A 26,635-nucleotide genomic window follows, 5' to 3' on the forward strand; every position below is an offset into this window, starting at 1 on the left:
GCCGTGCTCGGACGAGAGTGCATCTCTCGCGATCCTGACAATTGCGGTCGTAATCGAGTCCCATTTCGTGATTTACCCAGTTCACAGGGCTCGATTGTGCCTCGGACCAGATTATTGGCGGGCCGTCGTCGGTACGGCCAGGTAGGTTGGGGAGCGATGACCGCAACATTGGCGGAACCCCTCTCCGAGGTAGTTGCCGCAGCCGAGAAACTGCTCACCCGCCGGATCGGGGCACCGGTCCGACTCGTCGATCCGGTCGATCTCGGGGGAAGCGGCCGCACCATCGTTCTCCGGGTCCGAGTGGCCGAGAACCAATTTTCGCTTCCACGGACGCTGGTGATCAAGCAGGTTCGTGAATCCTCCCGCAAGTCTGATGCTCGGCGCATCGAGTTCGACGTGCCCGAGGTCGCGAACGTCGATGTGGCGTTCTTGCGGGAGGCTGTCTCCTACCAGTTCGCGACTGCGCTGGCAACGGAGAACCGGCCCGGAGCGGATCTGCTGGCCTACGACTTCGATGCGCGCCTGCTGGTGCTGGGTGACCTCGGCGACTCGACACCGTTCGCGTCGCTACTCAAGAATCCCGATCCGGACACGGTGACCAACTCGCTCATGGCCATGGCGCAAGCGCTCGGCCGGATGCATGCCGCCACCGTCGGCCGCGAGGATGACTTCACTGCGCTGTTGCGGCGGGCCGAGGTGGCGCACTGTGGCGACGTCGTCGCCGAGCAGGCCGCGGCGTCGCTCGAGACCGTCCCGTCGATGCTCGCCGAGCATCTCGGGATCGAGGTTTCGTCCGAGGTGCTCGAGGTCGCTGCACGCGCGGAGAGGCTGTTCGGCGGCGGTCGGTTCCGCGCCTTCAGCCCGTCGGACCTGTGCCCGGACAACATCATCGTCAACGACGAGGGCGTGCGCTTCCTGGATTACGAGTGGGGTGGCTTCCGGGACGCGACGCTGGACCTGGCGTATGCGCTGGTGTCGTTCCCCGCGTGCTTGTGCAGCGTCGAGCTGTCCTACGAGCGTGCGCGCGCGATGACCGAGGCATGGCGTGCCGAGGTCGTCGGAATGTGGCCAGTATTCGCCGACGACGACTTCCTCACCGAGCGGGTGCTCGACGCTCAGCTGGTGTGGGTGTGGCTGAGTACCTCCCTGTTCCTGCCGGAGGATTACGCACGAATCGCTGCAGTGCGTGGACATCAGCTGTCTGCGCCGCGTGCCGACGCACTGTCGGCCCGCTGGGAGAGTCTCGCGCGGTTCGCCGAGAAGTCCGGCAGCGACGCCGTCGCCCAGCATGCGTCGGCGGTACTGGCGCGGCTGCGTGATCGGGCTCAGTAGCCCCTCTCGTCCCTAGAGGGAATCGGCCGCACCCGCCAGCAGGAGTTCGACGGCCCGCCGCAGATTGTCCCGCGCTGCGCGCTCCATGACGGGGATCGGGTCGTTCTGCGGAGCGCCGTGACCTTCGCTGTGCATCAGTGCGGTCGCGAGTGGGAATCGGTCGGCGAAGTCCGGGGCGGCCGTGGCCAGTGCGTCCATTCGTTCGGCCCACCGTGTCCCGTCGTCCTCGCCGGTGACGGTCGGTGCCCGGCGGGCATCGACGATGGTGCGGGCTGCTGCCGCGGCGAGCGAGAAGGCGGACGACGCGATCGCGACCACATCGCGATGGTGGAAGCCGGCGGGCCGAAGTGTGCCGAGCAGGGATTCGAACGCGTCCTGCTGGTGCGGGCCCAGGACAGGACGCGCATGTGCCAGGTCGAGCATCCACGGATGTGCCACATACAGTTCGAGCAGCCGCTCGGTCCACTCGGTCACCACGGTCGGACGCCTTGCCGCGAAGCCCGCGTAAGCGCGGTCGTACATGAGATCGAGGAGTTCGGCTTTGCCGCCCACGTATGTGTACAGGGCCATTGCGGTGCATCCGAGTCGTTCGGCGATCGCACGCAGGGGTACCGCCGCGTCGCCGCGTTCGTCGGCGATCGTGGTTGCCGCCCCGAGGATGGCGTCGAGCGTCAGCCCCGTGTCCGAATCCGATCGGGCCGTGGGCGGTTCCCACAGCAGTGCCATGGTCCTTGCCGCATCGCTGCGCCCGGCGATGGGAGCCACCGATCCTCTCCTTACGCTGTATAGTTCCAGTTCAGACGACTATACAACGTAAGGGGAGTGGGCATGGCTGAGATCGATCGTGGCTCCGTGCTGGACGAGGTGGCATCGCTCGGTTCGGCCCTGGTGGTGGTTGCCCACCCCGATGACGAGAGCTTCGGTCTGGGGGGTGTGCTCGCTGCCTTGACCCGTTCCGGTGTCGATGTCCGGGTGCTCTGCCTGACGCATGGCGAGGCGAGCACGCTCGGTGCAACGAAGGATCTCGCCGCGGTGCGGCGTGACGAACTCGCCACTGCGGCGGAGCGCCTGGGCGTCAGCGATGTGGTTCTGCACGACTTTCCCGACGGCGGACTCGACGCGATCGATCCCGCGGTCCTGGACGGCGTCGTGCTCGACGTCCTCGGTTCGGCGGCGACGCTGATCGGGTTCGACGCCGACGGCGTCACCGGCCATCCGGACCATCGTGCGGCGACGGCAGCAGCACTGCGGGTGGCGATGGACCAGGGTCTGCACGTACTCGAATGGGGCGTCTCTCCGGCGGTTGCGGAGGTGCTGAACGCCGAACTCGGCACCACTTTCGCCGGGTTGACGGGCGACTCGGCGAGCGACATTGAGGTCGATCGCACAGTGCAGTTGGAGGCGATTGCCTGTCATGAGAGTCAGTCCACCGACAATCCGGTGCTAGTTCGCCGGCTCGAGATCTCCGGGCCCGTCGATCGCATCCGGTTGCGTCGACCCGGAGGGTAGGGCCCGGCTGTTTCGCTCCGCGTCTCGATGGTGTGGGGATCGGCACATTGCCGTACATACCCCAGGGGGTATCGTGATGGGAATTGCAAGCCCATCCTCGAGGAGATCATCGTGTGCTACCCCGTCACCTGCCGAACCTGTGCCAAGACCACGTGGGGAGGCTGCGGCCAGCATGTTGACAGCGTCATGCGTTCGGTGCCCTCTGCAGAGCGCTGCAAGTGCGAGAAGCCGGCGAAGCCGGGGTTCTTCAAGTCGCTGTTCGGTCGCTGACCGCTGACCGCCGAGTGATCGCCCGGCGTCGGCGGCGACTAGTAGCGTCGAGACGTGACTGATTTCTTCGGCGACACGGATGAGGCGGACGGAGCTACGGGGCTGTTCGAGGCTCCGCCCGCTTCGTCCGAGGCGGAACCGCTGACATCGGTACCGCGTCGCCCTGTTGCCTCGAACCCGGGCGCGCCGCTGGCGGTCAGGATGCGTCCGGCCGCTTTGTCCGAGGTGGTCGGTCAGCAACATCTGCTCGGGCCGGGAGCGCCATTGCGGCGTCTCGTGGAGGGATCCGGAGCGTCGTCAGTTCTGCTCTACGGCCCGCCCGGCACCGGCAAGACCACACTCGCATCGCTGATCTCGGGTGCGACCGGCCGCAGGTTCGAGGCGCTCTCCGCGCTCTCTGCCGGTGTCAAGGAGGTGCGCGGCGTCATCGAGCTCGCGCGTCGACGCCTCCTGCAGGGCGAGCAGACCGTGCTCTTCATCGACGAGGTGCACCGATTCTCCAAGACCCAGCAGGATGCGCTGCTGGCCGCAGTAGAGAACCGGATCGTGTTGCTGGTCGGAGCCACCACGGAGAATCCATCCTTCTCGGTGGTGTCGCCGCTGCTGTCGCGTTCGCTGGTGCTGCAACTGCAGTCGCTCACTGCGGACGACATCCGCGTTGTGATCGAGCGGGCGCGTGCCGATGAACGGGGACTCGGCGGTGACGTCGAACTCACCGACGAGGCGCTCGAGCATCTGGTCCGTCTTGCTGCCGGTGATGCCCGTCGAGCTTTGACTGCGTTGGAGGCGGCCGCCGGAACCGCGCTCGACAAGACGGACGAGCGGCCCGCCGTGCTGGACCTCGAGACCGTGGAGGCCAGTGTCGACAAGGCTGCGGTCCGCTACGACCGCGACGGTGATCAGCACTACGACGTCATCAGCGCGTTCATCAAGTCGATCCGCGGTTCCGATGTCGATGCCGCACTGCACTACCTGGCCCGCATGCTCACCGCGGGGGAGGATCCACGGTTCATCGCCCGCCGCCTGGTCGTCCACGCCAGCGAGGACATCGGCATGGCGGACCCGACGGCGCTGCAGACCGCGACCGCGGCCGCACAGGCGGTGCAGCTGATCGGCATGCCCGAGGCCCGGCTGGCGCTGGCACAGGCGACGATCCACCTTGCGACCGCGCCGAAGTCCGGTGCGGTGATCGCCGCCCTCGGGGCCGCGATGGCCGACGTCGCGGCAGGCAAGTCCGGGTTGGTGCCGCCGCACCTGCGTGACGGCCACTACGCGGGCGCCACCCAGCTCGGCAACGCCGTCGGCTACCGGTACCCGCACGACCACCCGGACGGGGTACTGCCGCAGCAGTACGCGCCGGACGAGTTGGTCGGCGTGGACTACTACGAGCCGACCACTCATGGAGCCGAGCGTGAGCTGGCCGGCCGGGTGCCGAAGCTGCGGCGGATCGTCCGGGGGAGCTGAGCCGCCGGTGCGCGGATCGGTCGAGGAGGGCGACCCGAGTAACGGGCTCGCCCGAGGGCGTTAAGCTTGCCAATGGCTGATTCGCACTTCGGAGGCGATATTGGCGGCCGAACACTGTGATATGTGAAGGACGAACTCAGGTGCAGACCCACGAGATCCGCAGGCGCTTCCTCGACCATTTCGTCAAGGCGGGCCACACCGAGGTGCCCAGCGCCTCGCTGATTCTCGACGATCCGAACCTGCTGTTCGTCAACGCAGGCATGGTGCAGTTCAAGCCGTTCTTTCTCGGTCAGCAAACGCCGTCCTACGAGACCGCGACCAGCGTGCAGAAGTGCGTGCGCACCGGCGACATCGAGAACGTCGGCGTCACCACCCGCCACAACACCTTCTTTCAGATGGCCGGGAACTTCAGTTTCGGTGACTACTTCAAGCGCGGTGCGATCAAGCATGCGTGGGCGCTGCTGACGAACAGTGTCGAGGACGGTGGCTACGGCTTCGATCCCGAGCGGCTGTGGGTCACCGTTTACCTCGACGACGACGAGGCCCGCGACATCTGGAAGGAAGAGGCCGGCATCCCGGACGAGCGCATTCAGCGCCGCGGTATGGCCGACAACTACTGGTCGATGGGTGTCCCCGGACCGTGCGGCCCGTGCTCGGAGATCTACTACGACCGTGGCCCCGAGTACGGCGCCGAGGGTGGGCCCGAGGCCGACGAGGACCGCTACCTCGAGATCTGGAACCTCGTGTTCATGCAGAACGAGCGGGGCGAAGGCTCCGGCAAGGACAGCTTCGAGATTCTCGGCCCGCTGCCGAAGCAGAACATCGACACCGGCATGGGCGTCGAGCGGGTCGCGTTCCTGCTGCAGGGCGTCGATAACGTGTACGAGACCGACCTGGTCCGCCCGGTCATCTCCAGGGCCGAGGAGCTCAGCGGCCGCGCGTACGGCAAGAACCACGAGGACGATGTGCGCTTCCGCGTGATCGCCGACCACGCGCGCACCGCCGCGATGCTCATCGCCGACGGTGTCAATCCCGGCAACGACGGTCGCGGCTACGTGCTGCGTCGTCTGCTGCGCCGCATCGTCCGCTCGGCTCGCCTGCTGGGCGCCGAGAAGCCGTCGATGGGAGAGTTCATGGCGGTCGTCCGCGACACCATGGCGCCGTCCTATCCGGAGCTGGACACCGACTTCGACCGCATCTCCACCGTTGCGGTCGGCGAGGAGACCGCGTTCCTGCGCACCCTCGACTCCGGTTCCAAGCGGTTCGAGGTCGCGGCGGACGAGGTGAAGTCGTCGGGCCGGAACACGATCGGCGGCAGCGAGGCCTTCGCGCTGCACGACACCTACGGCTTCCCGATCGATCTCACCCTCGAGATGGCCGCCGAGGCTGGACTGAGCGTCGACGAGGAGGGCTTCCGCTCGCTCATGGCCGAGCAGCGTCAGCGTGCCAAGGACGACGCGCAGGCACGCAAGCACGCGCACGCCGACCTGACGATCTACAAGGAGTTCCTGGACCGCGGTCCCACCGAGTTCACCGGCTTCAATGAGCTGGTCTCGGAGGCGCACGTCCTGGCGCTCGTCTCCAACGGCGTCCGGGTGCCCACCGCGAAAGCGGGCGAGGCGGTCGAGGTCATTCTGGACCGCAGCCCGCTGTACGCGGAGGCCGGCGGCCAGATCGCGGACCTCGGCACCATCACCGCCACTGGCCTCCGGGTGCAGGTCAACGATGTGCAGAAGATCGCCAAGAAGCTGTGGGTACACAAGGTCACCGTCAAGGAGGGCCAGATCACCGAGGGCGACGTCGTCCTCGTGCAGGTCGACCCCGAGTGGCGCAAGGGTGCCACGCAGGGGCACTCGGGCACCCACATGGTGCACGCCGCGCTACGACAGGTGCTGGGCCCCAACGCGGTTCAGGCCGGATCCCTCAACAAGCCGGGCTACCTGCGCTTCGACTTCAACTGGCAGGGCCAGCTGTCGGAGGCGCAGAAGCAGGACATCGAATCTGTCACCAACGAGGCCGTTGCTGCGAACCATCCCGTCAACACCTTCGTCACCGATCTCGATCGCGCGAAGCAGATGGGCGCGATGGCGCTCTTCGGCGAGAACTACGGCGACGAGGTACGGGTCGTCGAGATCGGTGGGCCGTTCTCGATGGAGCTGTGCGGCGGCACGCACGTGCAGACCTCGGCGCAGATCGGTCCGGTCACGCTGCTCGGCGAGTCCTCGGTCGGTTCCGGTGTCCGCCGCGTCGAGGCGTTCGTCGGCCTCGACTCGTACCGCTACCTGGCCAAGGAGCGCGCGCTGCTCGCCGGTGTCGCGTCGTCGCTGAAGGTGCCGTCGGAGGAGGTCCCGGCCCGGGTCGAGGCGCTCGTCGAGCGCCTGAAGGCCGCCGAGAAGGAGCTCGAGGCCACCAAGGCGGCCGCGGTCCTCGCGTCCGCGGGCACGTTCGTCGACAAGGCCCGCCGTTTCGGTGAGGTGCTGCTGGTCGCCGAGCAGGCGCCCGACGGCGTCGCGGGCAACGACCTGCGCGGCCTGGTCACCGACATCCGCGGCCGCTTCGGGACGCAGCCCGCCGTGGTGGTGCTGCTCGGCAGCGCCGATGGCAAGGTGCCGTTCGTGGTGGCCGCCACCAAGGCCGCGCAGGATCTCGGTATCAAGGCCGGTGAGCTGGTGTCGAGCTTCGGCCCGCAGATCGGTGGCCGCGGCGGCGGCAAGGCCGATATGGCGCAGGGTGCTGGTTCCGATGTGTCGGGGATTTCGGCGGCGCTCGAGGGCGTCCGGGGGCGGGTTGCCGAACTGGCCGGGAACTCCTAGCGGTGCCCGCTGTCCAGCCGGGTCCCGATCGACCCGGTATCGACGACCCCGGACGCGGTCGCCGCATCGGCATCGATGTGGGGAGCGTGCGGATCGGGGTCGCCTCGTGTGACCCCGACTGCATCCTCGCCACTCCGGTCGAGACGGTTCCCCGGTCGAAGGAGAAGGGACCCGACGCGCCGGATATCCGGCGGATTGTCGCGCTTGTCGAGGAGTACGAGGCTGTCGAGGTTATCGTCGGTCTGCCGCAGACTCTGCGCGGCGAGCGTGGCAAGGCCGCGTCCCTCGCGTCTGCGTTTGCGCAGCGCCTGCGGCGCAGCCTGGATCCGCTCCCCGTGCGGATGGCCGACGAACGACTCACGACGGTTACTGCCTCCCGGGCGCTCCGCGAAAGCGGTGTCAGTGCGAGGGGACAGCGCCCGATGATCGATCAGGCCGCAGCGGTGGCGATCTTGCAGGGATGGTTGGACGAGCGGAGCACAGCGGTGAGAGCAGCGGACGCAGACGGCAGCGCCCGACCGGCGGAGCACGAGCGGTGACCGAGGATCGGCGGCCACCGGGCAGTCGTGAACCGGATTCGATCTCCGACTACGACGAGCATCTCTACACGCAGCCCGACTACGGCTATCGCAGTGACCGCTCGGACCCGTACCGTGATGCCGGCTACTACGCCGACCGGGGCGACGGCCATCGGTCCGAGTACCGGCAGGAGTCGGATTTCGGCTATGAACCGGAGTACGACAGCTACGGGCGTCACGACGAGTCCGGTCCGCGTGCGATGCCGACTGCGGTCGGTGTACCACGCCTGAGTCGCGGCGACGCTCGGCGAATCCGCGAGGCGGCGCGCCGTAAGCGTCGTGGCCGGATCATCGGCGTGCTTGCCGGGGCGGTACTGCTCGGCGGAATCGGTGCCGCGGCGATCGCCGTGTACGACCAGCTCAGCGGAGGCTCGTCCGCAGACTATGCGGGACCCGGCGGCCCCGAGGTGGTCGTGGAGGTCCACGCCGGCGACACGGCCGAACAGATCGCCACCGCGATGGCTGCGAAGGACGTGGTCGCCAGCGAGTCCGCCTTCTACAAGGCGGCCCTGCGCAACGACTCGATGAGTGCGGTCCAGCCTGGCTTCTACGCCGTCGCGACGAGAATCCCTGCGTCCGAAGCGGTCTCGACGCTGGTCTCGCCGTCCTCACGGGTCGGTGCGATCGTGATTTCCGAGGGGCGTCAGCTCCACGACACTCGCGATGTGCAGACCGGCGCGGTCAAGAAGGGGATCTACACGCTTATTTCCGAGGCCAGCTGCCTGGGTCCGGTCGGCGCGCAGAAGTGCATCACCTATGACGAACTCGACAAGGCCGGCTCGGGATCGAACCTCGCCGCACTCGGCGTGCCGGACTGGGCGTCGGCCCGGGTCGCGAACGTCCCCGACCGCGACCGCCAGCTCGAAGGACTGATTGCGGCCGGGAGCTGGGACTTCGATCCCACTGATCCGCCCGTGGAGATCCTCCGTCACCTTGTCAGCTCGAGCGCGGAGAACTATGAGGCGACAGGCATCAAGACCGCCGGCGCCAATGTCGGCCTCGACCCCTACCAGATGCTGATCGTGGCATCGCTGGTCGAGCGCGAGGCGCTGCCTGCGGACTTCGACAAGGTCGCCAGGGTGGTCCTCAACCGGCTCGCGGTCGACCAGCCGCTGCAGTTCGACTCGACCGTGAACTACTCCCTGGACGAGACCGAGGTCGCGACGACCGACGCCGACCGGGCCCGGGTCACGCCGTGGAACACGTATGCAATGTCCGGCCTGCCCGCGACCCCGATCGCATCACCGAGCATCAATGCGCTTCGCGCGGTGGAGAACCCAGCCCCGGGTGACTATCTGTACTTCGTCACTATCGACAAGAAGGGCAGCACGCTCTTCACCCGCAGCTACGACGAACACCTCGCGAACATCGAATTGGCTCGCAAGAGTGGCATTCTCGACAGTGGAAGGTGATCCACGTGCCTGCGCGTAAGGCCGCAGTTCTGGGCAGTCCGATCTCGCATTCGAAGTCTCCGCAGCTGCACCTCGCCGCGTACCGCGCGCTGGGGCTGACCGACTGGACGTACGAGCGGATCGAGTGCACCGGCGAGCAGCTGCCCGGTCTCGTCTCCGGTCTCGGCCCGGAATGGGTGGGACTGTCGGTGACCATGCCAGGCAAGGTGGCCGCGCTCGAGTTCGCGACCGAGCGCACCGCACGCGCCGTCACCATCGGGTCGGCCAACACGCTTGTCCGGACTGTGGACGGGTGGCGGGCCGACTGCACCGATGTCGACGGCGTCCGCGGCGCGTTGGTCGAGGGCGGGGTCGGCGACCTCGCGGGCACGGCGGCCGTCGTCGTAGGCGCCGGTGGTACCGCGCGTCCCGCGCTGGTGGCGCTGGCCGATCTGGGGGTGCGCTCGGTGACCGTCGTCGCCCGCGACGCCGACCGGGCCCGCAGCACGCTCGACTGCGCCGAGAAGGTGGGCTTGGGTGTGACGTACATGACGTTCGATGATGACCGGCTCGCCGACGTGTGCGCGGCGTCTGCGGTACTGGTGAGCACGGTTCCGGCCGTAGCGGTCGCGCCCTACGCCGCGTCGGTGGGGCGCGCTCCGTTCGTGCTCGACGCTATTTATGATCCGTGGCCGACGCCGCTCGCCGCCGCGGTCGAGCAGGCGGGCGGCACCGTCGTCGGGGGACTGGCAATGCTTCTCAATCAGGCGTTCGGCCAAGTCGAACAGTTCACCGGTATGCCGGCGCCGCGTGCGGCGATGGCGGCCGCGCTGCAGCAGTAAGTAGTAGTCCACAGCCTCTGTTCCGTCCACAGACGAGTTCTCGGGCCAGGTCGGGGTGACGGTTGCGTCGGCCGCCGACGGCATTGTGGGCCCATGTGGTGGATGGGTGTCCTGGGCGTACTGAGCGCAGTGGTCGGGGTTGTCGTCGGTGCCTGCTCGCGTCCGGTCCTCGACGGATTCGTTCCGGAGTCGCCGATCCCGCGTCGGTGGTGTGAGAGCGCATGCGCGATCGGATTCGCGGCCGTGGCACTGCGGTTCGGCTGGACCGCCACCCTGGTGCCCGCGCTCGCCTTCGTGTGGTGGTGCTTCGCGGTGAGCGTCGTGGACCTGCGGGTTCGCCGGCTGCCGAATCTACTGAGTGTTCCAGGGGCGGCGGTGGTGGTCGGGTACGCGGCAATGACTGGTCAACTGCGGGCCGCGCTCGTCGGCGGCGTGATGCTGGCGGCCCTGTACCTGGTGCCGCACCTGGTCTTGCCTGCGGCGATGGGTGCGGGAGACGTCAAACTCGCGCTCGGTGTGGGCGCTGCCGCTGGGCTCGCGGGGGCGCAGCCGTGGCTGGTTGCGGCCGCGCTGGCGCCGCTGCTGACCGCCGTGGCCGGGCTGGTGAGGGGGCGGACGAACACTGCGATCGCCCACGGGCCGTCCATGTGTGCCGCCACCGGGTTGGTCCTGTGGCCGGTGTGACGGGAGCGACCGGGCGGCCCGATGTCGTACCGGGCCGCCCGGTCGTGGAAAGATGCTGGATGTGTTGCGCTGGATAACTGCTGGAGAGTCCCATGGTCCCGCTCTCGTCGCCATGCTCGAGGGGATGGTCGCCGGCGTCGAGGTGACGTCCGGCGATATCGCGGCGCAGCTTGCGCGCCGCCGCCTCGGCTACGGTCGCGGAGCCCGGATGAAGTTCGAGGCCGACAAGGTCACGATCATCGGTGGCGTCCGGCACGGTCTCACGATGGGCGGTCCGATCGCGGTCGAGGTGGGAAACACCGAGTGGCCGAAGTGGGAGACCATCATGTCCGCCGACCCGGTGGACGCGGCGGAGCTTGCCGGTCAGGCGCGTAATGCGCCGCTGACCCGTCCGCGCCCCGGGCATGCCGATTACTCGGGCATGCTCAAGTACGGTTTCGACGACGCTCGCCCTGTGCTCGAGCGCGCCAGCGCCCGGGAGACCGCAGCCCGCGTCGCGGCCGGTACGGTCGCTCGTCAATTCCTGCGTCAGCTGTTCGGTGTCGAGGTCGTCTCGCACGTCATCTCCATCGGCGCCTCCGATCCGTATGTCGGTCCGGCCCCGGAGGCTGCCGATCTCGACGCGATCGACGCGAGCCCGGTGCGGGCATTCGATGAAGCCGCCGAGAAGTCGATGATCGCCGAGATCGAGGCCGCGAAGAAGGATGGCGACACCTTGGGTGGCATCGTCGAGGTGATCATCCACGGTCTCCCCGTCGGTCTCGGCTCGTTCATCAGCGGCGCCGATCGACTCGATTCGAAACTCGCCGCCGCGTTGATGGGTATTCAGGCCATCAAGGGGGTCGAGGTCGGCGATGGCTTCGAGACCGCCCGCCGCCGGGGCAGCGCCGCGCACGACGAGATGCGTCCCGGTCCGGACGGCATCCTCCGCTCGACCAACCGCGCGGGCGGGCTCGAGGGCGGCATGACCAACGGCGAGGCACTGCGCGTACGAGCCGCGATGAAGCCGATCTCCACTGTCCCGCGGGCACTGTCCACCGTCGACATGTCGACGGGTGAGGAAGCGGTGGCCATCCATCAGCGCTCCGACGTGTGCGCCGTCCCTGCCGCCGGCGTGGTGGCCGAGGCGATGGTTGCTCTCGTCGTGGCCCAGGCAGCTCTGGACAAGTTCGGTGGCGATTCGATCGCCGAGACACGCTCGAACTTCCAGCGCTACGTCGACGGCATCGCGGCTCGTCCGCCCCGGTGATCCGATGACGCCACGTGCCGTCCTCGTCGGGCCACCGGGCGCCGGGAAGTCGACGATCGGTCGTCGCCTGGCACAGGCGCTCGAACTCGACCTGCTCGACACCGACGCAGAGATCGAGCGCGAGACTGGCCGGACGATTCCGGACATCTTCGCCACTGACGGCGAGTCGTACTTCCGTGAGATCGAGGAGCGGGTCGTCGGCGAGGCACTCGAGTCGCACGACGGGATCCTGTCCCTCGGCGGCGGCGCGATCCTCTCCGAACGGACCCGGTCTCGGTTGGCGGGGCATACGGTGGTGTACCTGGAGATCAGTGTCGCCGAGGGGCTCAAGCGGACGGGCGCCTCCAGTGGCCGGCCATTGCTGGCGGGCGCCGACCCCAAGGCCAAGTACCACGCGCTGATGCGCCGGCGCCGGCCGCTGTACCGGCAGGTCGCGACGATTCGGGTACGGACGGACGCTCGTAGTCCATCCCGAGTAGTGCAGCAGTTGGTCGCGAAACTGACCGACGGGGCGGTGCCGGACAGCTCGGACCGATCCGTTCCCCACAACACAGAAGCGGAGCAGTAGAGAAGTGACCGAACCGGTACGCGTCCAGGTGGCCACTGCCGATCCCTACCCGGTGATCATCGGGCGGGGACTGCTCGGCGAGCTCGTCGACGAGCTCGCGGGCACCCGCACCGTGGCGATCTTCCACCAGCCGCCGCTTGCGGAGACGGCCGAGGCAGTGCGGGCCGCGCTGGCCGAGAAGGGGATCGATGCGCACCGGATCGAGATCCCGGACGCCGAGGACGGCAAGGATCTTGCGGTCGCCGGCTTCTGCTGGGAGGTGCTCGGCCGGATCGGTCTCACCCGCAGCGATGCGATCGTCAGCCTCGGCGGCGGCGCCGCCACCGACCTCGCCGGTTTCGTAGCCGCGACCTGGATGCGCGGCGTGCGGATCGTGCACGTGCCCACCACGCTGCTGGCCATGGTCGACGCCGCAGTGGGCGGTAAGACCGGCATCAACACTGAGGCCGGCAAGAACCTCGTCGGTGCCTTCCACGAGCCGTCGGCGGTGCTGATCGACCTGGCGACACTCGAGACCGTGCCGCGCAACGAGCTCGTGGCCGGCATGGCGGAGGTCATCAAGACCGGTTTCATCGCCGACCCGGTGATCCTCGACCTCATCGAGACCGACCCGGAAGCAGCGCTTGATCCGACCGGTACCGTGCTGCCGGAACTGATCCGGCGGTCTGTCGAGGTCAAGGCGAAGGTGGTGGCCGCGGACCTGCGCGAGTCGAACCTACGCGAGATCCTCAACTACGGGCACACACTTGGTCACGCGATCGAGCGCCGCGAGCGTTATCGCTGGCGCCACGGCGCCGCTGTGGCCGTCGGCCTCGTGTTCGCGGCCGAGCTGGGCCGGTTGGCCGGCCGCCTCGACGATGCCACCGCGGATCGGCACCGCTCGATCCTGCAGCTGGTCGGTCTGCCCACCACGTACGACGGGGACGCGTTCGGACAGTTGCTCGAGGGCATGCAGACCGACAAGAAGAACCGCGCGGGCCTGCTGCGCTTCGTCGTCCTCGACGGTCTCGCGAAGCCTGGCCGGCTCGAAGGCCCGGATCCGTCGCTGCTGGTGGCCGCCTACTCGGCCATCGCGCGCGATGAGACGCCCAGCGGTGGGGCGGTGCTGCTGTGAGGGTCCAGGTGATCAACGGGCCGAACCTGGGACGGCTCGGCAAGCGTCAGCCCGAGGTCTACGGGTCCACCTCCCACGACGACGTCGTGACGCTGTGTGAGCGGGCCGCCGCCGACCTCGGGATCGAGGTCGTGGTCCGGCAGAGCGACAGCGAGGCGGAGCTGCTCGGCTGGATCCACGAGGCCGCCGACGCGCGGGAACCCGTCGTGCTCAACGCTGGTGGCCTGACGCACACGTCGGTGATCCTGCGGGACGCGTGTGCGGAACTCACCGCGGGCCTGGTGGAACTGCACATCTCGAATGTCCACGCGCGCGAGGAGTTCCGGCACCACTCGTACCTCAGTGCTGTCGCGACGGGCTGCATCGTCGGCCTCGGCGTGGCCGGGTACCCGCTCGCGTTGCGGTTTCTCGCCGAACGCGGCTGATACCCGGCACCGGAACTCAATTGCTCGCCGGTCACTCGGAGCGGTGCGTGCCCCCGCGCTGCCCGTCGGGATCCACCGGTGCGAACACCTCGGTCTCGGTGTTGTCCGCCTCCGGGTTCGCCTGATCGCGCCCGGCGCCGTGTTCATACGACCATTCGGCGCCCTCGTAGTTCTCCGCGGCATCCTCTTCCGCCTGCAGATCTGCGTTGTGCGCGTACGCCCCAGAATGGTCGTGGGCTTGTTCCGATTCGCGCCCCACGAGGAAGCGTCCGAGCGCCACCGCGATCATCGCCGGGATGAAGATCAGCAGGACGGTGAACGCCGCGCCCGAGGTGACCTCGAAGAGCAGGCTTCCGTCGGTGACCGTGATGTCGAGGATCAAGCCGACCAGCCACGCGACCGCCCCCGCGAGGACGCCGCCGAGCAGAGCAGCCTTCAGCCACATCATCGTCAGATCCGCACCGTCTTCGGGATCGCGATGTGCGCGCCGATCGCGAATGCCGTCGAAGCCGCCCCAGAGGAGCGCCGCGATGATCACGACGACCAGCGAGAACCATCGCATCAGGCCACCCTGCTGGGGCCACTGTGCGACAGCCGCTCCCAGAAGAGTTCGCACGACGACGTGCACCAATGCCAGACCGAGACCGCGTACGACCCACCCATTCATGTGACACAGGGTAACCACCGAGGTCCGCTGCTTGTGTCCTAACCCACACAAAGGGTTCGAAAGAGTCCTCGGACACGATTGGTCGCACGGGTCGTTCGACACGGTGCGTACCCACAGCGTGACCGTTTCGCGCGGTACGTTCGGGGAATGTCACAGGATCAGATGCCCACATCTACGGCCGCTCGGCGCGCGCGGCTGCGCGTCTGCATGCGAGAGAGCGGCCTCGACGCGCTCTTGGTCACCGATCTGCTCAACGTTCGGTATCTCACCGGATTCACCGGTTCGAACGCGGCGCTCGTCGTGCACGCAGATGACGACGGCGCGGAGGACCGCACCATCGTCTGCACCGACGGCCGGTACCTGATCCAGGTCGCCGAGCAGGTCCCGGATCTGCGGGCCGAGATCGCGCGTGCCAGCGCGGCGCGACTGGTGGAACTGGCGGCCGCGTGGGGCGCTGCGAAGCTCGGATTCGAGAGCCACGTCGTCACGTTCGACCAGCACGCCGCATGGGAGGTATCGGCCCCGACGATCGAGTTGGTTCGCGCGCCCGGTCTGGTCGAGCAGTTGCGGATGGTCAAGGACGAGGGTGAGATCGAGTTGCTCCGCCGGGCGTGCGCGGCCGCGGACGATGCCCTCGCTGCGCTGATCGCTGGCGGGGGATTGCGCCCCGGTCGCACCGAGCGCGAGGTCGGTCGCGAACTCGAGTCGTTGATGCTCGATCACGGTGCGGACGGCATTTCATTCGAGACGATCGTCGCGACCGGAGCCAACTCGGCGGTGCCGCACCACCGCCCGACGTCGGCGGTGCTGCAATCCGGAGATTTCGTCAAGCTCGACTTCGGCGCGCAGATCGGCGGATACCACTCCGACATGACCCGCACGTACGTCCTCGAGTCGGCGTCGCAGTGGCAGCGCGACATCTACGACCTCGTCGCCCGGGCTCAGGCCGCCGGTCGTGATGCGCTCGTGCCCGGTGCCGAGGTTGCAGCTGTGGATGCGGCTGCGCGCAGCGTGATCGAGGATGCCGGCCACGGGGACCTGTTCCTGCACGGGCTCGGGCATGGTGTGGGGCTCGAGATCCATGAAGCACCGGGAATCGGCAAGCTCGGGGCCGGTACACTTCTCTGCGGTGCGGCGGTGACCGTCGAGCCCGGTGTGTACTTCTCCGGGCGTGGAGGCGTCAGGATCGAGGACACACTCGTGGTTCGTGAGCAGGGGCCGGAGCTTCTCACTCTCACCAGCAAGGATTTCGCAATCGTCTGAAGGAGACGCGAAGTAAGTGGCAGACACTAGTGATTTCAAGAACGGGCTCGTGCTGAAGATCGAGGGCCAGCTGTGGCAGATCCTCGAGTTCCAGCACGTCAAGCCCGGCAAGGGTCCGGCCTTCGTACGTACGAAGATCAAGAACGTGCTCTCCGGCAAGACGATCGACAAGACCTGGAACGCCGGCGTGAAGGTCGAGACCGCCACGGTTGACCGTCGTGACATGACGTATCTGTACCACGACGGTAGCGACTACATCTTCATGGATGGCGAGACCTACGACCAGGTCCCGATCAGTGAGGCGACCGTCGGCGACGGCGCGCGCTTCCTGCTCGAGAACATGCAGGTCCAGGTCGCCACCCACGAGGATTCCCCGCTGTTCGTCGAGCTCCCGGTCACGGTCGAGCTCGAGGTCAAGCACACCGATCCCGGTCTGCAGGGCGACCGTTCGACCGGTGGCACCAAGCCGGCGACGCTCGAGACCGGCGCCGAGATTCAGGTCCCGCTGTTCATCAACACCGGTGACAGGCTCAAGGTCGACTCTCGTGACGGCAACTACCTCGGGCGTGTGAATTCCTGAGTGTCGGGCACCCATAAGAAACTCGGAGCACGTCACAAGGCCCGTAAGCGGGCCGTGGACTTCCTGTTCGAGGCCGAGGCGCGGGACGTCGATCCGGTCGACCTCGCCGCTGACCGTGCCCAGCTCGCCACCCGGGACGATTCGGTGGCGCCGGTCGCGCCCTATACCGTCACGGTTGTCGAGGGCGTCGCGGAGAACCTGGACCGGCTCGATCAGGTGATCGAGTCGCATCTGCAGGATTGGACGCTGGATCGTCTGCCTGCGGTGGACCGGGCGATCCTGCGGATCGCGGTGTGGGAGCTGTTCCATGCGACGGATGTGCCACCGGTGGTGGCAGTCGACGAGGCCGTCGAGCTCGCCAAGGAGCTTTCCACCGACGATTCGCCGTCGTTCGTCAACGGCGTGCTCGGCCAGGTCGTGCTGGTGGCGCCGCAGGTGCGGGCCGCGGCCGCAGCAACGTCGCAGCGCAAGCGGGCCGACGACACCGACGCGCCTGCCGGCACTGCCGGCGGCACCGATTCCGAGTCCTGAAACCAGTCGCTTTCCGTCCGGTCCTCGAGGGCCGGACGGAAAGCGCTTCGGACCTCGGCCTACCCGGAATCTGGCGCGGCGCCGGCCGCTGATACGCTGACCCGCGTCAGACATCCTTTAACGATCCGTCCAGAGAGGCGGAGAAGGAGGTCGCTGTATGCGTATGCCCGAAGGGCCCTCATCAGGTTCCCCCGCGAACGCTCGCGAGCTGCTGTCCCCGGCTGATGTCGGTAGGACCATCGCGCGGATCGCGCATCAGATCATCGAGAAGACCGCACTCGACGCCACCGAAGTAACTGACGGCACCGCCGTCGCCGGCTCCGCGCCGCGTGTCGTGTTGATCGGCATCCCGACCCGCGGCACCACGCTCGCCGCACGCCTCGCCGACAAGATCGAAGAGTTCACGGGCGTTCGGCCGCCGGTCGGCTCCCTCGACATCACCCTCTACCGCGATGATCTGCGGACCAAACCGCACCGCCCGCTCGAGCGCACGTCGGTCCCCGAGGGCGGCGTCGACAACTCGCTTGTCGTCCTCGTCGACGACGTCCTCTTCTCCGGCCGAACGGTCCGCTCCGCCCTCGACGCGCTGCGCGACCTCGGCCGCCCGCGGGCCGTTCAGCTGGCGGTCCTGGTCGACCGCGGTCATCGCGAACTGCCGCTGCGCGCCGACTATGTCGGTAAGAACGTGCCCACCGCCCGTACGGAGGATGTCGCGGTCCTGCTCGCTGAGCACGATGGCCGCGACGGTGTCGTGCTGTCGAGCGGTCACACCGATGTCGCCGGGGGGAACGAGAAGTGAAGCACCTGCTCTCCATCGCGGACCTGAACTCCGACTCCGCGACCGAGCTACTCGACGAAGCCGAGCGTTTCGAGCAGGCGCTGCTCGGCCGCGAGGTCAAGAAGCTGCCGACACTGCGCGGACGCACCGTAATGACCGTGTTCTTCGAGAACTCCACCCGCACCCGGGTGTCGTTCGAGGTCGCCGGCAAGTGGATGAGCGCCGATGTCATCAACGTCAGCGCGTCCAGCTCGTCGGTGTCCAAGGGCGAGTCGCTCCGCGACACCGCGATGACACTGCGCGCGGCGGGCGCCGACGCGCTGATCGTGCGGCATCCGGCGTCCGGCGCCGCGCACCAGATCGCGGCCTGGACCGGTGCCGCGGACGACGGCGGACCGGCCGTGATCAATGCGGGCGATGGAACCCACGAACATCCGACGCAGGCGCTGCTCGATGCGTTGACGCTGCGTCAGCGCCTAGGCGATATCGCTGGTCGCCGCATCGCGATCGTCGGTGACATCCTGCACAGCCGGGTCGCTCGCTCGAACGCGCTGCTGCTGTCGATGCTCGGCGCAGAGGTGGTCCTGGTGGCGCCGCCGACACTGCTTCCGGTGGGCGTGCAAACCTGGCCGGTGCGGGTGTCGCACTCGCTGGACGCGGAACTGCCCGGGCTCGACGCGGTCCTGATGCTGCGAGTGCAGGCCGAGCGGATGAACGGCGGGTTCTTCCCGTCGCCGCGCGAGTACTCGATCACCTACGGGCTCTCCGAGAAGCGTCTGGGACTGCTCGCCGATCACGCGGTGGTGCTGCACCCGGGTCCGATGCTGCGCGGTATGGAGATTGCGTCCTCGGTCGCCGATTCGCCGAAAGCGGCTGTGCTGCAGCAGGTCACGAACGGTGTCCATGTTCGGATGGCGGTGCTGTTCCGGCTGTTGGTGGGTACGGAAGAGGTCGCGTGAGCGACCTGAATACAACGAGATACGAGAAGGTGGCGCCGCAGATGTCCGTCGGCAGTGAGAGCGCAGGGTCGAGCAGGAACGTGTTGATCAGGAACGTTCTCGTGTACGGCGAGGGCGAGCCCACCGATCTGTTGCTCGGTGACGGTCAGATCCTCGTGATCGGCCCTGGACTCGAGGCAGCCGACGGCGCCGAGGTGATCGACGGTGCGGGACAGATCCTGCTGCCCGGCTTCGTCGACATGCACACGCATCTGCGCGAGCCCGGCCGCGAGGACACCGAGACCATCGACTCCGGTTCGGCAGCTGCCGCGCTCGGCGGGTACACCGCGGTGTTTGCGATGGCGAACACCAGCCCGGTCGCCGATTCGGTCGTCATCACCGATCACGTGTGGCGGCGTGGCCAGGAGGTCGGCCTCGTCGACGTGCATCCGGTGGGCGCTGTCACCGTCGGTCTCGCCGGCAAGCAGCTCGCCGAGATGGCGACCATGGCCGCCGGTGTCGGCCGGGTCAAGATGTTCTCCGACGACGGTCATTGTGTTGCCGATCCGCTGATCATGCGTCGCGCGCTGGAGTACTCGAGCTCGCTCGGCGTACTCATCGCGCAGCACGCGGAGGAGCCGCGGCTCACCGAGGGTTCGGTGGCGCACGAGGGCCCCACCGCCGCCCGGCTGGGCCTGACCGGCTGGCCGCGCGCTGCCGAGGAGTCGATCGTTGCCCGCGACGCACTACTGGCCCGCGACGCCGGTGCCCGCGTGCACATCTGCCACGCCTCCACGGCGGGCTCCGTCGAGCTCGTCAAGTGGGCACGCGGCCAGGGCATCTCGATCACGGCCGAGGTGACCCCGCACCACCTGCTGCTCGACGACTCTCGTCTCGAGACGTACGACGCGGTCAACAAGGTGAACCCGCCGCTGCGTGAAGCGTCGGATGTCGCCGCGCTGCGCAAGGGTCTCGCCGAGGGGATCATCGATTGCGTGGCCACCGATCACGCGCCGCACGCCGAGCAGGACAAGTGCTGTGAGTTCTCGCAGGCACGCCCGGGCATGCTCGGGCTCGAGACGGCGCTGTCGATCGTCGTGGAGACGATGGTGCGCCCGGGGTTGCTGGACTGGCGCGGCGTGGCCCGCGTGATGAGCGAGCGGCCCGCCGAGATCGTCGGCCTCGACGATCAGGGTCGGCCGATCGAGGTGGGGGAGCCGGCGAACCTCGTGCTCGTGGACCCCGATACCGAATGGACCGTGCACGGCCCGGACCTCGCGAGTGTCGCGAGTAATACGCCCTACGAGTCGATGACTCTGCCCGCGAAGGTGACGACGACAGTGCTGCGCGGTCGCGTCACTGCCCGCCACGGCACGGTCCGGCCGCGCGGAGAGGTGTACTGATGGAGCGCATTCTGTGGGTCGTCGGCTGCATCGCCGTCTGGGGTCTGGCGGTCTTCCTGATGTACCGCGGCTGGAAGGGCCGGGCGCGGCGTCAGGCCGAGCGGATCGGCGAACTGCCGAAGGTGCCGTCGGATCTCGGTACGCAGCTGATCGCCCCCAGCACCGGACTGTACGTCGGTAGCACCCTCGCCCCGAGCTGGCAGGACCGCGTCGCGGTCGGCGACATCGGCCACCGGGCGACAGGCGAGATCAGCCGCTGGACGGGCGGCGTCCTGCTCGAGCGGGACGGCGCGTCGGCCATCTGGATTCCCGAGGGATCCATTCGGGCGATCCGCACCGAACGCGGACTGGCCGGAAAGGTGATGACGAAGGACGGGGTCCTGGTGATCAGGTGGGAGTTGCCCACCGGCACCGAGATCGACACGGGCTTCCGTGCAGACGACAAGACGGTGTACCCGGAGTGGGTACGCGAAGCAGACAGTGATGACACAGCTAATGCGGCGGGCTCTGGTGAGGTCGAGCAGAACGGAGAAGACGCATGAGCGACTTTGATACCAATACGGCGGTTCTGGTTCTCGAGGACGGCAGGTTCTTCCGTGGGACCACGTTCGGTGCCAAGGGACAGACCCTCGGCGAGGCAGTCTTCAGCACCGGTATGACCGGTTACCAGGAGACGCTGACCGATCCCAGCTACCACCGTCAGATCGTGGTGTCGACGGCACCGCAGATCGGCAACACCGGCTGGAATGACGAGGACAACGAGTCCGTCGGACCGACGGGCAAGTCCTCCGAGGCGAAGATCTGGGTCGCGGGCTATGTCGTGCGCGATCCCTCGCGCCGGACGTCGAGCTGGCGTGCCACCGGTTCGCTGCAGGACGAGCTCGTCCGCCAGGGCGTCGTCGGTATCGCCGGGATCGATACCCGCGCTCTGGTCCGGCACCTGCGCACTCGCGGCTCGATGCGCGCCGGTGTCTTCTCGGGCGATGCGCTGGCCGACGTGGATGTCCTGCTCGAGCGGGTCAAGAGCCAGCCGACGATGCTCGGCGCCGACCTGGCCGGTGAGGTGTCCACCCCCAACGGTTACATCGTCGAGCCGACCGGCGGCGAGGCCCGATACACCGTCGCGGCCATCGACCTCGGCATCAAGACCAACACCCCGCGCATGTTCGCCGAGCGCGGGATCCGGGTGCACGTACTGCCGTCCACGGCGACGCTGCACGACATTCTGGATCTGAAGGCCGACGGCGTGTTCCTGTCCAATGGTCCGGGAGACCCGGCCACTGCGGATGGTGCGGTGCACCTGACCAAAGAGGTGCTGGGCCAGGGGCTGCCGCTGTTCGGCATCTGCTTCGGCAACCAGATCCTGGGCCGCGCGCTGGGCCTGAGCACCTACAAGATGAAGTTCGGCCACCGCGGAATCAACATCCCGGTCATCGAGCACGAGACCGGCCGCATCGCGATCACGGCACAGAATCACGGCTTCGCGCTCGAGGGCGAGGCCGGTCAGGAGTTCGACACTCCGTTCGGCCGCGCGGTCGTGAGCCACACGTGCGCCAACGACGGCGCCGTCGAGGGCGTCCGGTTGCTCGACGACTCCGCGTTCTCGGTGCAGTACCACCCCGAGGCCGCGGCCGGCCCGCATGACGCCGCGTACCTGTTCGACCGTTTCGCCAACCTGCTCGAGGGAGTCAAGAAGTAATGCCACGTCGTACAGATCTCGAGCACATCCTGGTGATCGGCTCCGGGCCGATCGTCATCGGACAGGCCTGCGAGTTCGACTACTCGGGCACCCAGGCCTGCCGGGTTCTCCGAGAGGAGGGCCTGCGCGTCTCCCTCGTGAACTCCAACCCGGCCACGATCATGACCGACCCCGAGTTCGCGGACTCCACCTACGTCGAGCCGATCACGGCCGAGTTCGTCGAGAAGGTCATCGCCCGGGAGGCGGAGAAAGGCCACAAGATCGATGCCGTGCTGGCGACCCTCGGGGGCCAGACCGCCCTCAACACCGCGGTCGCGCTCCACGAGCAGGGAATTCTGGAGAAGTACGACGTCGAGCTGATCGGCGCCGACTTCGACGCCATCCAGCGCGGCGAGGATCGCCAGAAGTTCAAGGACATCGTCGAGAAGGTCGGCGGCGAGTCGGCACGCTCGCGCGTCTGCTACACGATGGACGAGGTCAAGGCCACGGTAGCCGAGCTCGGCTACCCCGTCGTGGTGCGCCCGTCGTTCACGATGGGCGGTCTGGGCTCCGGAATGGCGTACGACGAGGCGGATCTCGAGCGCATCGCCGGCGGCGGCCTGGCGGCCTCACCGACCGCGAACGTCCTCATCGAGGAGTCCATCCTCGGCTGGAAGGAATACGAGCTCGAGCTGATGCGGGACGGTCGCGACAACGTCGTGATCATCTGCTCCATCGAGAACGTCGACCCGGTCGGTGTGCACACCGGTGACTCGGTGACGGTGGCCCCGGCCATGACGCTCACCGACCGCGAGTATCAGAAGATGCGCGACCTCTCGATCGACATCCTGCGCGAGGTCGGCGTCGACACCGGCGGCTGCAACATCCAGTTCGCGATGGACCCGACCGACGGTCGCCTCGTCGTGATCGAGATGAACCCGCGCGTGTCCCGCTCGTCGGCGCTGGCGTCCAAAGCGACCGGATACCCGATCGCCAAGATGGCGGCGAAACTGGCGATCGGCTACACGCTCGACGAGATCGTCAACGACATCACCGGCGAGACCCCCGCCTGCTTCGAGCCGACGCTCGACTACGTCGTCGTCAAGGCGCCGCGGTTCGCGTTCGAGAAGTTCCCGGGCGCCGACGGCACGCTGACCACCACGATGAAGTCGGTCGGTGAGGCGATGTCCATCGGCCGCAACTTCACCGAGGCGTTCGGCAAGGTCATGCGCTCGCTCGAGACCAAGCGGGCCGGTTACTGGACGGGCCCCGAATGGACGAGTGGAGCGACGGGGGACGGCGCTGTGGCGGCGACCGACCTGGAGACGCTGCTCGAGGAGCTGAAGGTCCCGCATGACGGCCGGATGTACGGCATCGAGAAGGCCTTCGCACTGGGCGCGACCATCGAGCAACTGTTCGACGCGACCGCGATCGACCCATGGTTCCTGGATCAGATGCAACAGATCCACGAGCTGGGTGAGCAGATCCGTGCGGCGGAGAAGTTCGACGAGCAGCTGCTGCGTCAGGCCAAGTATCACGGCCTGTCGGATCGTCAGATCGCGGCACTGCGCCCCGAGCTCGGTGGCGACAGTCGCGAGGGCGAGGATGCGGTCCGTGCTCTGCGTGACGAGCTGAAGGTGCGCCCGGTCTACAAGACCGTCGACACCTGCGCCGCCGAGTTCGAGGCGAAGACCCCGTACCACTACTCGACGTACGAGCTCGATCCTGAGGCCGAGACCGAGGTGGCGCCGCAGACGGAGCGTCCGAAGGTGCTGATCCTGGGTTCCGGTCCCAACCGCATCGGTCAGGGCATCGAGTTCGACTACTCATGTGTGCACGCCGCCCAGACGCTGTCCGAGGCCGGCTATGAGACGGTCATGGTCAACTGCAACCCCGAGACCGTCTCGACGGACTACGACACCGCCGACCGCCTGTACTTCGAGCCGCTGACCTTCGAGGATGTGCTCGAGGTGTACCGTGCCGAGTCGGAGTCCGGCACCGTCACGGGCGTCATCGTCCAGCTCGGTGGCCAGACGCCGCTGGGTCTGGCAAAGCGGCTCAAGGCTGCCGGGGTGCCGATCGTCGGCACCAGCCCCGAGGCCATCGACCTCGCGGAGGACCGCGGCGAGTTCGGTCGCGTGCTGACCGAGGCCGGTCTGCCCGCGCCGAAGTTCGGTACCGCCACCACGTTCGAGGGTGCGCGCGACATCGCGTCCGGCATCGGTTATCCGGTGCTGGTGCGTCCGTCGTACGTCCTCGGCGGACGCGGCATGGAGATCGTGTACGACGAGAAGTCGCTCGAGAGCTACATTTCCCGCGCCACGGAGATCTCCGACGACCGGCCGGTGCTGGTCGACCGCTTCCTGGAGGACGCGGTGGAGATCGATGTCGACGCGCTGTGCGACGGCACCGAGGTGTACCTCGGCGGCGTGATGGAACACATCGAGGAGGCCGGTATCCACTCCGGTGACTCCGCGTGCGCGCTGCCGCCGATCACCCTCGGCCGCGCCGACCTCGAGAACGTCCGCCGGTCGACGGAGGCGCTCGCGAAGGGCATCGGCGTAAAGGGCCTGCTCAACGTGCAGTACGCGCTCAAGGATGACATCCTGTACGTTCTCGAGGCCAACCCGCGCGCCTCCCGGACGGTGCCGTTCGTTTCGAAGGCCACCGCGGTGCAGCTGGCGAAGGCTTGTGCGCGGGTGATGCTGGGCGAGTCGATCGCCGAGCTGCGCACCAAGGGCCTGCTGCCCGCGGAGGGCGACGGTGGAACCGTCTCGATGGACGCGCCCGTGGCGGTCAAGGAAGCTGTGCTGCCGTTCAACCGGTTCCGTCGCGCCGACGGCACCGGCGTCGACACGCTACTGAGCCCCGAGATGAAGTCCACCGGCGAGGTCATGGGCATCGACGCGGACTTCGGTACCGCGTTCGCCAAGAGCCAGACCGCCGCGTACGGTTCGCTGCCGACCAGCGGTTCGGTGTTCGTGTCTGTGGCCAACAAGGACAAGCGCTCGTTGATCTTCCCGGTCAAGCGTCTCGCGGACCTCGGTTTCCGGATCCTGGCGACCGAGGGCACCGCCGATGTTCTGCGCCGTAACGGCATCACCTGCGAGCAGGTGTACAAGCAGTCCGGTGAGGACTTGCCCGAGGGAGCGCGGACGATCGTCGAGCAGATCAGGGCCGGCGATGTCGACATGGTGATCAACACCCCGTACGGCAATTCCGGCCCGCGTGTCGACGGCTACGAGATCCGCAGCGCCGCGGTGTCGAAGAACATCCCGTGCATCACCACGGTGCAGGGTGCGTCCGCCGCCGTGCAGGGCATCGAGTCGGTCATCCGTGGTGACATCGGTGTCCAGTCGTTGCAGGAGCTGCACTCGCGCCTGCGTGATTCCGGGGACTCGCGGCAGTGACATCGCGGGAGACGTTCGGTTCGCGGCTCCACACGGCGCTGGGCCATCACGGTCCGCTGTGTGTCGGTGTGGACCCGCACCCCGAGTTGCTCGAGGCGTGGGGTCTGCCCGACAGCGTCGAGGGTCTCGAACAGTTCAGTGAGATCTGTGTCGAGGCATTTGTCGGTCGCGTGGCGCTGGTGAAGCCGCAGGTCGCGTTCTTCGAGGCGTACGGCTCCGGCGGCCTGGCGGTCCTGGAACGGACCGTCACGGTCTTGCGGGAGGCCGGAACGCTGGTTCTGGCGGACGCCAAGCGAGGCGACATCGGCTCGACCATGAGCGCGTACGCGCGGGCCTGGCTCGGTGCGGGTTCGCCGCTCGAGTCGGACGCTGTGACGGTCTCGCCGTATCTCGGCTTCGGTTCGCTGGATCCGGTGCTGGGCCTGGCCGAGCGCAGCGGCGGGGGTGTGTTCGTGCTGGCGGCGACGTCGAACCCCGAGGGTGCCCAGGTTCAGCTGGCGACCTCGGGGGACGGGCGGAAGCTCAGTCAGGTGATGGTCGACGAGGCGGCGGCGCGCAACGCCGGCGCCGACGTCCTCGGCTCGGTCGGTGTGGTTGTGGGCGCGACCCTGACCGACGCGCCCGACCTGAGCGCGCTGCACGGGCCCATCCTGATGCCCGGTGTGGGTCATCAGGGTGGTACTGCGGACGACGTGCGGAGGCTGGCGGACGGCTGCCTGCGATCCGTGGTGCCCAGCGTCTCGCGGGAGGTTCTGCGTGCCGGACCGTCGGTGCGGGCCCTCCAGGAGGCGCTGGGGCGTTCTGTCGAGTCGTTCGCGTTCCTGCGGGCGTAGCTCGCTTCAGCGCTGATTCGCGGTGCCGCTGTTGCTCTGGGAGATCGCGCTGCATTCGGCGTTCGAGCGTCGTTGCTGTGCAGGATCCGGCAAGGCCGGGCTCGGGTTCATGGACCCGAGCCCGGCCTTGTGCCGTCGTGTTCAGGGCGCTCACGTATCTGTCTTCGCCCGCGACACGCGCTGCCGGAGGGAAGATTTCGCGAATTTTTCCGCGGGGGTGCGCTCGGCTGTGCCAACTGTGCGCCACGCCACGTCGGATTGTCGGAGTGCCCTTGGTCCCGTTGTTCGAAAATTGGCTCCTACCAGGGAGTATGT

Annotated in this window: 24 protein-coding genes; 22 read left to right on the forward strand and 2 right to left on the reverse strand. The window is 67.8% G+C overall.

Annotated elements, in window-relative coordinates; all coding sequences use genetic code 11:
* Nucleotides 1–156: 156 nt before the first annotated feature.
* On the forward strand, nt 157–1,332 hold the full coding sequence (locus ERC79_RS22135) for a kinase (protein ID WP_131580489.1): 1,176 nt from the start codon (nt 157–159) through the stop codon (nt 1,330–1,332).
* Nucleotides 1,333–1,344: 12 nt separating this feature from the next.
* Here ERC79_RS22135 and ERC79_RS22140 read toward each other — a convergent pair whose 3' ends face one another.
* Entirely contained in the window at nt 1,345–2,097 is a 753-nt protein-coding gene (locus ERC79_RS22140) for a TetR/AcrR family transcriptional regulator C-terminal domain-containing protein (protein ID WP_242676684.1), read from the reverse strand.
* A 63-nt stretch (nt 2,098–2,160) separates the two neighbouring features.
* Between ERC79_RS22140 and ERC79_RS22145 the strand changes: the two genes are divergently transcribed.
* The 11 genes from ERC79_RS22145 (at nt 2,161) to aroQ (ending at nt 14,239) form a co-directional block, all read left to right on the forward strand.
* Nucleotides 2,161–2,841, forward strand: coding sequence for a PIG-L deacetylase family protein (locus tag ERC79_RS22145; RefSeq protein WP_131580490.1), 681 nt, complete (start codon nt 2,161–2,163; stop codon nt 2,839–2,841).
* A gap of 324 nt (nt 2,842–3,165) precedes the next feature.
* On the forward strand, nt 3,166–4,575 hold the full coding sequence (locus ERC79_RS22150; protein WP_131580491.1) for a replication-associated recombination protein A: 1,410 nt from the start codon (nt 3,166–3,168) through the stop codon (nt 4,573–4,575).
* A 140-nt stretch (nt 4,576–4,715) separates the two neighbouring features.
* Entirely contained in the window at nt 4,716–7,388 is a 2,673-nt protein-coding gene (gene alaS, locus ERC79_RS22155; RefSeq protein ID WP_131580492.1) for an alanine--tRNA ligase, read from the forward strand.
* Nucleotides 7,389–7,390: 2 nt separating this feature from the next.
* Nucleotides 7,391–7,927: a Holliday junction resolvase RuvX gene (gene ruvX / locus ERC79_RS22160; RefSeq protein ID WP_165497190.1), complete on the forward strand. Its 537-nt coding sequence runs from the start codon at nt 7,391–7,393 to the stop codon at nt 7,925–7,927.
* Nucleotides 7,924–9,378, forward strand: a complete 1,455-nt coding sequence (gene mltG, locus ERC79_RS22165) for an endolytic transglycosylase MltG (RefSeq protein WP_242676685.1) — start codon at nt 7,924–7,926, stop codon at nt 9,376–9,378. The genes ruvX and mltG overlap by 4 nt, the downstream gene beginning before the upstream one ends.
* A 5-nt stretch (nt 9,379–9,383) precedes the next feature.
* Nucleotides 9,384–10,199: a shikimate dehydrogenase gene (locus ERC79_RS22170; protein ID WP_207390388.1), complete on the forward strand. Its 816-nt coding sequence runs from the start codon at nt 9,384–9,386 to the stop codon at nt 10,197–10,199.
* Nucleotides 10,200–10,292: 93 nt separating this feature from the next.
* A complete protein-coding gene (locus ERC79_RS22175; RefSeq protein WP_242676686.1) occupies nt 10,293–10,883 on the forward strand; it encodes an A24 family peptidase in 591 nt (196 codons plus the stop codon).
* Nucleotides 10,884–10,944: 61 nt separating this feature from the next.
* On the forward strand, nt 10,945–12,132 hold the full coding sequence (gene aroC / locus ERC79_RS22180) for a chorismate synthase (protein ID WP_131581469.1): 1,188 nt from the start codon (nt 10,945–10,947) through the stop codon (nt 12,130–12,132).
* A 4-nt stretch (nt 12,133–12,136) separates the two neighbouring features.
* The gene (locus tag ERC79_RS22185; protein WP_131580495.1) at nt 12,137–12,700 is read left to right on the forward strand and encodes a shikimate kinase; all 564 of its coding nucleotides are present in this window, start codon (nt 12,137–12,139) and stop codon (nt 12,698–12,700) included.
* Nucleotides 12,701–12,704: 4 nt separating this feature from the next.
* Nucleotides 12,705–13,814 carry a 3-dehydroquinate synthase gene (gene aroB / locus ERC79_RS22190; protein WP_131580496.1) on the forward strand — a complete coding sequence of 370 codons (1,110 nt, stop codon included), beginning with the start codon at nt 12,705–12,707 and terminating at the stop codon, nt 13,812–13,814.
* On the forward strand, nt 13,811–14,239 hold the full coding sequence (gene aroQ / locus ERC79_RS22195; protein WP_131580497.1) for a type II 3-dehydroquinate dehydratase: 429 nt from the start codon (nt 13,811–13,813) through the stop codon (nt 14,237–14,239). Before aroB ends, aroQ begins: the two co-directional genes overlap by 4 nt.
* 31 nt (nt 14,240–14,270) lie before the next feature.
* Here aroQ and ERC79_RS22200 read toward each other — a convergent pair whose 3' ends face one another.
* Nucleotides 14,271–14,906: a B-4DMT family transporter gene (locus ERC79_RS22200; RefSeq protein ID WP_131580498.1), complete on the reverse strand. Its 636-nt coding sequence runs from the start codon at nt 14,904–14,906 to the stop codon at nt 14,271–14,273.
* 162 nt (nt 14,907–15,068) lie between these two features.
* On the opposite strand from ERC79_RS22200, the gene ERC79_RS22205 reads away from it, so the two are divergent.
* The 10 genes from ERC79_RS22205 (at nt 15,069) to pyrF (ending at nt 26,320) form a co-directional block, all read left to right on the forward strand.
* Nucleotides 15,069–16,169 (forward strand): Xaa-Pro peptidase family protein, encoded by a 1,101-nt coding sequence (locus ERC79_RS22205; protein ID WP_207390390.1) that lies wholly within the window; start codon nt 15,069–15,071, stop codon nt 16,167–16,169.
* A 16-nt stretch (nt 16,170–16,185) separates the two neighbouring features.
* A complete protein-coding gene (gene efp, locus ERC79_RS22210; RefSeq protein ID WP_131580500.1) occupies nt 16,186–16,749 on the forward strand; it encodes an elongation factor P in 564 nt (187 codons plus the stop codon).
* On the forward strand, nt 16,750–17,280 hold the full coding sequence (gene nusB / locus ERC79_RS22215) for a transcription antitermination factor NusB (protein WP_131580501.1): 531 nt from the start codon (nt 16,750–16,752) through the stop codon (nt 17,278–17,280).
* A gap of 157 nt (nt 17,281–17,437) precedes the next feature.
* Nucleotides 17,438–18,079 (forward strand): bifunctional pyr operon transcriptional regulator/uracil phosphoribosyltransferase PyrR, encoded by a 642-nt coding sequence (gene pyrR / locus ERC79_RS22220; protein ID WP_131580502.1) that lies wholly within the window; start codon nt 17,438–17,440, stop codon nt 18,077–18,079.
* Nucleotides 18,076–19,017, forward strand: coding sequence for an aspartate carbamoyltransferase catalytic subunit (locus ERC79_RS22225; protein WP_131580503.1), 942 nt, complete (start codon nt 18,076–18,078; stop codon nt 19,015–19,017). The genes pyrR and ERC79_RS22225 overlap by 4 nt, the downstream gene beginning before the upstream one ends.
* A gap of 41 nt (nt 19,018–19,058) precedes the next feature.
* Nucleotides 19,059–20,399, forward strand: coding sequence for a dihydroorotase (locus ERC79_RS22230; RefSeq protein WP_131581471.1), 1,341 nt, complete (start codon nt 19,059–19,061; stop codon nt 20,397–20,399).
* Nucleotides 20,399–20,941: a transporter gene (locus ERC79_RS22235; protein ID WP_131580504.1), complete on the forward strand. Its 543-nt coding sequence runs from the start codon at nt 20,399–20,401 to the stop codon at nt 20,939–20,941. Before ERC79_RS22230 ends, ERC79_RS22235 begins: the two co-directional genes overlap by 1 nt.
* The gene (gene carA, locus ERC79_RS22240; RefSeq protein ID WP_131580505.1) at nt 20,938–22,098 is read left to right on the forward strand and encodes a glutamine-hydrolyzing carbamoyl-phosphate synthase small subunit; all 1,161 of its coding nucleotides are present in this window, start codon (nt 20,938–20,940) and stop codon (nt 22,096–22,098) included. Before ERC79_RS22235 ends, carA begins: the two co-directional genes overlap by 4 nt.
* A complete protein-coding gene (gene carB, locus ERC79_RS22245) occupies nt 22,098–25,487 on the forward strand; it encodes a carbamoyl-phosphate synthase large subunit (protein ID WP_131580506.1) in 3,390 nt (1,129 codons plus the stop codon). Before carA ends, carB begins: the two co-directional genes overlap by 1 nt.
* The gene (gene pyrF / locus ERC79_RS22250; RefSeq protein ID WP_131580507.1) at nt 25,484–26,320 is read left to right on the forward strand and encodes an orotidine-5'-phosphate decarboxylase; all 837 of its coding nucleotides are present in this window, start codon (nt 25,484–25,486) and stop codon (nt 26,318–26,320) included. The genes carB and pyrF overlap by 4 nt, the downstream gene beginning before the upstream one ends.
* Nucleotides 26,321–26,635 lie beyond the last annotated feature (315 nt).

The sequence above is a fragment of the Rhodococcus sp. ABRD24 genome (genome assembly GCF_004328705.1).
Taxonomy (GTDB): Bacteria; Actinomycetota; Actinomycetes; order Mycobacteriales; family Mycobacteriaceae; genus Prescottella.

Excerpts from the sequence above, each read along its gene's own strand:
- ERC79_RS22135 (WP_131580489.1), top strand. The coding sequence starts at position 157 with ATGACCGCAACATTGGCGGAACCCCTCTCCGAGGTAGTTGCCGCAGCC.
- ERC79_RS22145 (WP_131580490.1), top strand. The coding sequence starts at position 2,161 with ATGGCTGAGATCGATCGTGGCTCCGTGCTGGACGAGGTGGCATCGCTC.
- ERC79_RS22175 (WP_242676686.1), top strand. The coding sequence starts at position 10,293 with ATGTGGTGGATGGGTGTCCTGGGCGTACTGAGCGCAGTGGTCGGGGTT.
- ERC79_RS22185 (WP_131580495.1), top strand. The coding sequence starts at position 12,137 with ATGACGCCACGTGCCGTCCTCGTCGGGCCACCGGGCGCCGGGAAGTCG.
- ERC79_RS22200 (WP_131580498.1), bottom strand. The coding sequence starts at position 14,906 with ATGAATGGGTGGGTCGTACGCGGTCTCGGTCTGGCATTGGTGCACGTC.
- ERC79_RS22205 (WP_207390390.1), top strand. The coding sequence starts at position 15,069 with ATGCCCACATCTACGGCCGCTCGGCGCGCGCGGCTGCGCGTCTGCATG.
- pyrR (WP_131580502.1), top strand. The coding sequence starts at position 17,438 with ATGCGTATGCCCGAAGGGCCCTCATCAGGTTCCCCCGCGAACGCTCGC.
- ERC79_RS22230 (WP_131581471.1), top strand. The coding sequence starts at position 19,059 with ATGTCCGTCGGCAGTGAGAGCGCAGGGTCGAGCAGGAACGTGTTGATC.
- ERC79_RS22235 (WP_131580504.1), top strand. The coding sequence starts at position 20,399 with ATGGAGCGCATTCTGTGGGTCGTCGGCTGCATCGCCGTCTGGGGTCTG.
- carA (WP_131580505.1), top strand. The coding sequence starts at position 20,938 with ATGAGCGACTTTGATACCAATACGGCGGTTCTGGTTCTCGAGGACGGC.
- carB (WP_131580506.1), top strand. The coding sequence starts at position 22,098 with ATGCCACGTCGTACAGATCTCGAGCACATCCTGGTGATCGGCTCCGGG.